The sequence below is a fragment of the Bifidobacterium amazonense genome, from assembly GCF_018555435.2.
GTDB lineage: Bacteria > Actinomycetota > Actinomycetes > Actinomycetales > Bifidobacteriaceae > Bifidobacterium > Bifidobacterium amazonense.
The window spans coordinates 1-4,649 of sequence record NZ_JAFEJT020000105.1; the positions used below are offsets into that span (position 1 = coordinate 1).

Annotated in this window: 4 protein-coding genes; 1 reads left to right on the plus strand and 3 read right to left on the minus strand. The window is 63.5% G+C overall.

Features of this window, described 5'->3' with window-relative positions; genetic code table 11:
- Positions 1–275 precede the first annotated feature (275 nt).
- The 3 genes from JS533_RS13340 to JS533_RS13350 form a co-directional block, all read right to left on the minus strand.
- Positions 276–506: a helix-turn-helix domain-containing protein gene (locus tag JS533_RS13340; protein WP_241515282.1), complete on the minus strand. Its 231-nt coding sequence runs from the start codon at positions 504–506 to the stop codon at positions 276–278.
- Positions 507–522: 16 nt separating this feature from the next.
- Positions 523–1,170 (minus strand): hypothetical protein, encoded by a 648-nt coding sequence (locus JS533_RS13345; RefSeq protein ID WP_241515284.1) that lies wholly within the window; start codon positions 1,168–1,170, stop codon positions 523–525.
- A gap of 202 nt (positions 1,171–1,372) precedes the next feature.
- Positions 1,373–3,790, minus strand: a complete 2,418-nt coding sequence (locus JS533_RS13350; RefSeq protein ID WP_241515286.1) for a sulfatase-like hydrolase/transferase — start codon at positions 3,788–3,790, stop codon at positions 1,373–1,375.
- 315 nt (positions 3,791–4,105) lie between these two features.
- Between JS533_RS13350 and JS533_RS13355 the strand changes: the two genes are divergently transcribed.
- On the plus strand, positions 4,106–4,438 hold the full coding sequence (locus JS533_RS13355) for a hypothetical protein (RefSeq protein WP_241515288.1): 333 nt from the start codon (positions 4,106–4,108) through the stop codon (positions 4,436–4,438).
- Positions 4,439–4,649: the final 211 nt, after the last annotated feature.

Consider the following 4,649-nt stretch of genomic DNA (forward strand, 5'->3'; position numbering starts at 1 on the left):
GCGGTCACGCGATGGAACTGAAACGAGTCAATGCCATCCAGTGAACTCGCCCCGAGTCACGCGATGGAAAAACACGCCGAAATGCCATCCCGTGACCGCACAACCCACCTCTCAACCCCGGATTCCGGGGTCACAGGATGGATAGAAACGTATCAATACCATCGCGTGACCGCGTAATCGGCGCCATCAGGCAACAGACGAGGTCACGGGATGGAAAAATCGGCGTTATTGCCATCGCGTGACCGAGCCCACGCACGAACGCCGTGAGCGTCGATCTACACGCCTCCGTCTTCCGCATCATCCTCGTATTCGAGGATGTCGCCGGGCTGGCAGTCGAGCGCCTCGCAGATCGCGGCCAGCGTGGAGAACCGGATGGCCGAAACGCGGTTGTTTTTGATCTTCGACAGGTTCACGTTCGTGATGCCCACCCGTTCGGCCAGCCAGTTCAGCGACCGGCCGCGCTCGACCATCATCCGGTCGAGCCGGAGCACGATACTCCCGCCCATCACGCGCCTCCGATCATCACAGCAGACCGTCCACGTCACGCTGCAGCGTCGCACCGTAACCGAATACGAACGACAGCAGGAGCATAAGCGCACCGGCCAGCATATATTCGAGCAGCGTGAAGAAGTCCAGCGAGCTGCCGACCGACGCCCCAGCGAACATCAGCAGCATCGACACGACGCATATGACGCCCGCGAGCACCGGTCTGAGTATCAATCCCCAGCCGATGCGTTCCAATCCGCGCTGCGCTTCGGCGCAGAACGGCGTCGGACCGCCCGTATCCGGATCGCCGCCCGCCCATGCGCCGATTGCCGCGCACAGATCGCGCGCGCCGCCGGCCACTACCACGTTCAGCCATGCGTTCGCCGTGCCCGCTATGCCAAAGCAGGCAAGCGGCAGGCCGCCGTCGTGGAACTGGAACCGCACGCCGGCGATCTGCGCGTCCATGCCGAGGAACCAGTCGCCGATCTGCAGACCGTACGTGTTCACGTCGCCGCCGCGTACCTCGAGCAGCCAAGGGTTGAACAGGCAGATGATGAAACCGATCGCAATGAGCGCGGTATATGCCACGCTTACCCATGCCACCACTACGAGTATGGTGCCGATGCGCGTGCCGATACTGGCGTAGGCGTGCACGCTTTCACGATCGCAGGTCAGGCGTTTCATGATGACCTCCTTGTCATCCTTGTCTTCCTTGCTGTCAAGCCGATATCGTTGCTTTCACCTCCAGTATCCGCCTATATTTATCGTTTGTCAATAAACTTTTAATGACAAACGACTATCCGACGTCCATTCATCGACGTCCGTTCGGCGACACCGTTCAACGACATCGAGCTCAGCGACCACCCAACGGCCAGCCGGCGACCGCCTATTTCGCCGACGCAGTGGACGCAGTCGGCACGTCCATGAAGCCAAGCGAGCGCAGGTACCCCTTGCCTGCGGTGATGTCGTACTGGATGAGCCGGTAGTCACTGAGCAGCTGTTTGGTCGCCGCCGACGCATGGCTCACGTCGATCTGCTTGCCGGACGAGTCGAGATACAACGGCGTGCCGTCGGGGATGCGCGTCCAGCCCTGCGTCACGTTGACCACGGGCGGCTCCATCGCGGGCACGGCGCGGTGCATGGCCGTCAGGAACGCCAGGTACGGCGAGACGCGCGCGTTCAGGTGCGCGGCCGTCTGCGCCATCAGGTAATTCGGCGAGGTGTAGGCGTTCTCGTCGTTCGCACCCGTCGCATCGCCGCCCGTTCCGTTTGCACCGCCCGTTCCGTTTACGCCATCCGTTCCGTTCGTACTGTCAGTCCCGTTCGTACCGTCAGCCACGGTCGCGCCGCCCGCGCCGCTCGCGCCAGTCGCCGCCGTCTTCGCCGCGTCTTCCGACTTCCGCACCGCCTCGCGAGCCGCCTTGTTCGACCAGATGAAGTAGTCGGTCTCATGCAGCGCGATCGAGTTGCGATCGTCCGCGCTGGCGTGCTTGTAGATGCTCGGCAGATGATCGCCGTAGAAGATTACGGTGACCGGCTTGTCCATCGCGTCGAGTTTGGCGAGGAATTCCTTGGTGTACTGGTCGGTGTAGCTCATGCCCTTCGCGTACGTGTCGATGTGCGTGCGTTCGTCGGCGGAGAGCGCCGTGCCAGTCGTGGAGGACGCCTTGAACTGATTGTCGTTGTACCAGTTCTCGTAGCCCATATGGTTCTGCATGGTGACCAGCTGGATGAACCGGCCGTCGGACGAACCGGCCGTACCACTCGCGCCGGCGGTCCCGTTCCCGTCATCGATCAGTCGCAGCACGCTGTCGTACGACGTTTCGTCGCTGATGTAATGCGACCGGTCGATACGTTTCGCATGATCGGCGATGAGCGGATCGTCCTGCGAGTAGAACGCGCCGAAACCGAACTTGCGATAGTTCGTCTCACGCGAGTACAGCGCGGGATTGTACGGATGCACGGCCTCGCTGCCCGCGCCGCTCGCGTTCCAGATCTGGTTGAACGCGGGCGCCCAGCTCATCTGCGGCACGAGCTGCTGGTACGGGCTCGACAGCGACGCGTCGAAGTTGGTCATGCTCAGGCCTGTGAGCGCCTGGAATTCGAGGTTCGCGGTGCCGCCGCCGTAGCCGGACGAGAGCATGAGCCCGGACGTGGTGGTCTTCTTGAGCGCGCGGATGTACGGCATCGGATCGTCGTTAAGCGTGATGCCGGGCACGCGCGTCGGGTCGGAGAACGATTCGGACAGGATCATGACGACCGTGCCGTCCGCGAGGTTCGTAGTGCGCGTCGCGTTGATCGTCGCGGCCTGCGCGGCGTAACGTTTCGCGACGTCGCGCATCGTCGCCTCGCTGTAGTCGGACGGCTGGTCCATGACCTTCGGCCGCGTCAGTCTGAGGAAGCCGACCGCAACGCCGTTGGCCTGCGCGTCCTCGATGGAGTCCCACAGTTTCGCTTTGTCGCCGAATCCCGCGGCGAACGAGTTCGCCCACGATCCGCTCGTGCCGAGGTCGGCGGAGAACGCGATGAGCAGCGCCGCGCACAGTACGGCCGCGATGCCGCGACGGACGCGTCCGATGAAACGGCGGGGCGTGACGATCAGCGATCGTCGACCGTCGAACAGTGCGGCGATGACGCACGCCGCGAGCAGTACCGCGACCGTGATCGTCATCTGCACGATCGCGTCGGTCGACCCGGCCGGCGTGTTGGTGACGGTGTCGCCCATGCCGCCTGCTCCGCCGCTGACCATCAGCGTGATGTCGGTCGGACGGATGGTTTCCGAACGCACAAGGACCTTCATGCGCTCGAGCACGGCGATCACGCCGACGGCGACGATCAGCAGCCCGCTGGCGATCCAGAACCGGTTGGTCGCGAACACCAGCACCGCGTACACCGCGCCGATCACCAGCAGATTGAGCAGGAACTGGTATTGGCCGGTCCCTGCGAACGCTTTCGCGAAGAACTCCCACGGCGTGACGCGGCCGCGTGCGATCATCACGCTCCACTGCAGCATGAGCACGGCGGCGGTCGCGAACAGCACGAACGCGATCGCATACGCCCACCACGGGAACGGCTCGCGCGTACGGACCACGCGATCCGTATCCTGCGAACGCTCCCGGCCCGGACGCATCCCGGCCGTCAGACGCCTCCGCATGTCATCAAGAGGACGCCGCAACGGACGCGGCACCGGCATGGAACCGGGCAGCGTCAACGGTTCCGGCACGGGTGCCGCGGATTCCATCGCCGCCATCATCTGCGTCCCCGAGGCCATTTCGACCCGGCCGTCATCATGCCACTGCTTCATGCCTTCAGCCTATGGCCGCCGCTGCGACGTGACCATGCCGGTCGTCAAGAAATCACCCCAGCGTAGCCAAAGTTCACCCGGCCGACACCTCACGCCGCAACTCGATGCGCATGGACCCATGCCATTGTCTCCATCGCGCTGTCGCTCCGTCGTGCCAAACCGCTTTGGCGGCACCGAAACCGCGATCGGCAAGGTCCCACAGTTCCGACGATGTGACTGACGGTATTACCGCCGCCGTACGATATAAATGAAGCGACAAGCCGGAGAAACAGTCGACGGCCGTGTCGGGGAGCGTCGCGGGGAAGAGGGTCCCATATGATCATCGCAGGACTGGCCATAATCATCTGCGTACTGTATGCGATCATGCTGATCGTCATGCTTGGCTATCTGGCGGTGCTCGGTATGGCCGCGGCACTGGCCGTGGGCGTGGGCATAGGGCTCGGGGTGGCGCTCGTGCTCGCCGTCGAGGGCCTTGCGCTGATCGCTTGGAATGCTTGGTCCAAATACCGCGGTCGGACGCTTAACGCGTGGGTCGGCCGTGCGGGAACGGTGCTTTCCGTCATCGGCGGCGTATGGTTCCTGCTGTCCTGCGCGCTGATGATCCTGCTGGCCAGCCATCTGATCGATTTCGTCTCGTTCGGCTCCTGATTCCCGGTTCCGGCCTTCCCGGCACCTGATCCTCGGCTCCCGATTCCCGCCTCCCGATCCCCGGCACCGGCCTTCCGCTCGCATCTAGTACATTGTCGGGTTTAATTGTTGGGGTATAGGTGGCGGAGTTTGGTTCTGGCGTCGGTGGTGGTGAAGTGCCAGTTGACCTGTCGTTGGGTGTGGTTGGTGGTTTGGGTCCATGCGGCGAGTT

Bases quoted from the DNA above. Each gene is read 5' to 3' on its own strand.
- JS533_RS13340 (WP_241515282.1), bottom strand. From the start codon at position 506: ATGGGCGGGAGTATCGTGCTCCGGCTCGACCGGATGATGGTCGAGCGC.
- JS533_RS13345 (WP_241515284.1), bottom strand. From the start codon at position 1,170: ATGAAACGCCTGACCTGCGATCGTGAAAGCGTGCACGCCTACGCCAGT.
- JS533_RS13350 (WP_241515286.1), bottom strand. From the start codon at position 3,790: ATGAAGCAGTGGCATGATGACGGCCGGGTCGAAATGGCCTCGGGGACG.
- JS533_RS13355 (WP_241515288.1), top strand. From the start codon at position 4,106: ATGATCATCGCAGGACTGGCCATAATCATCTGCGTACTGTATGCGATC.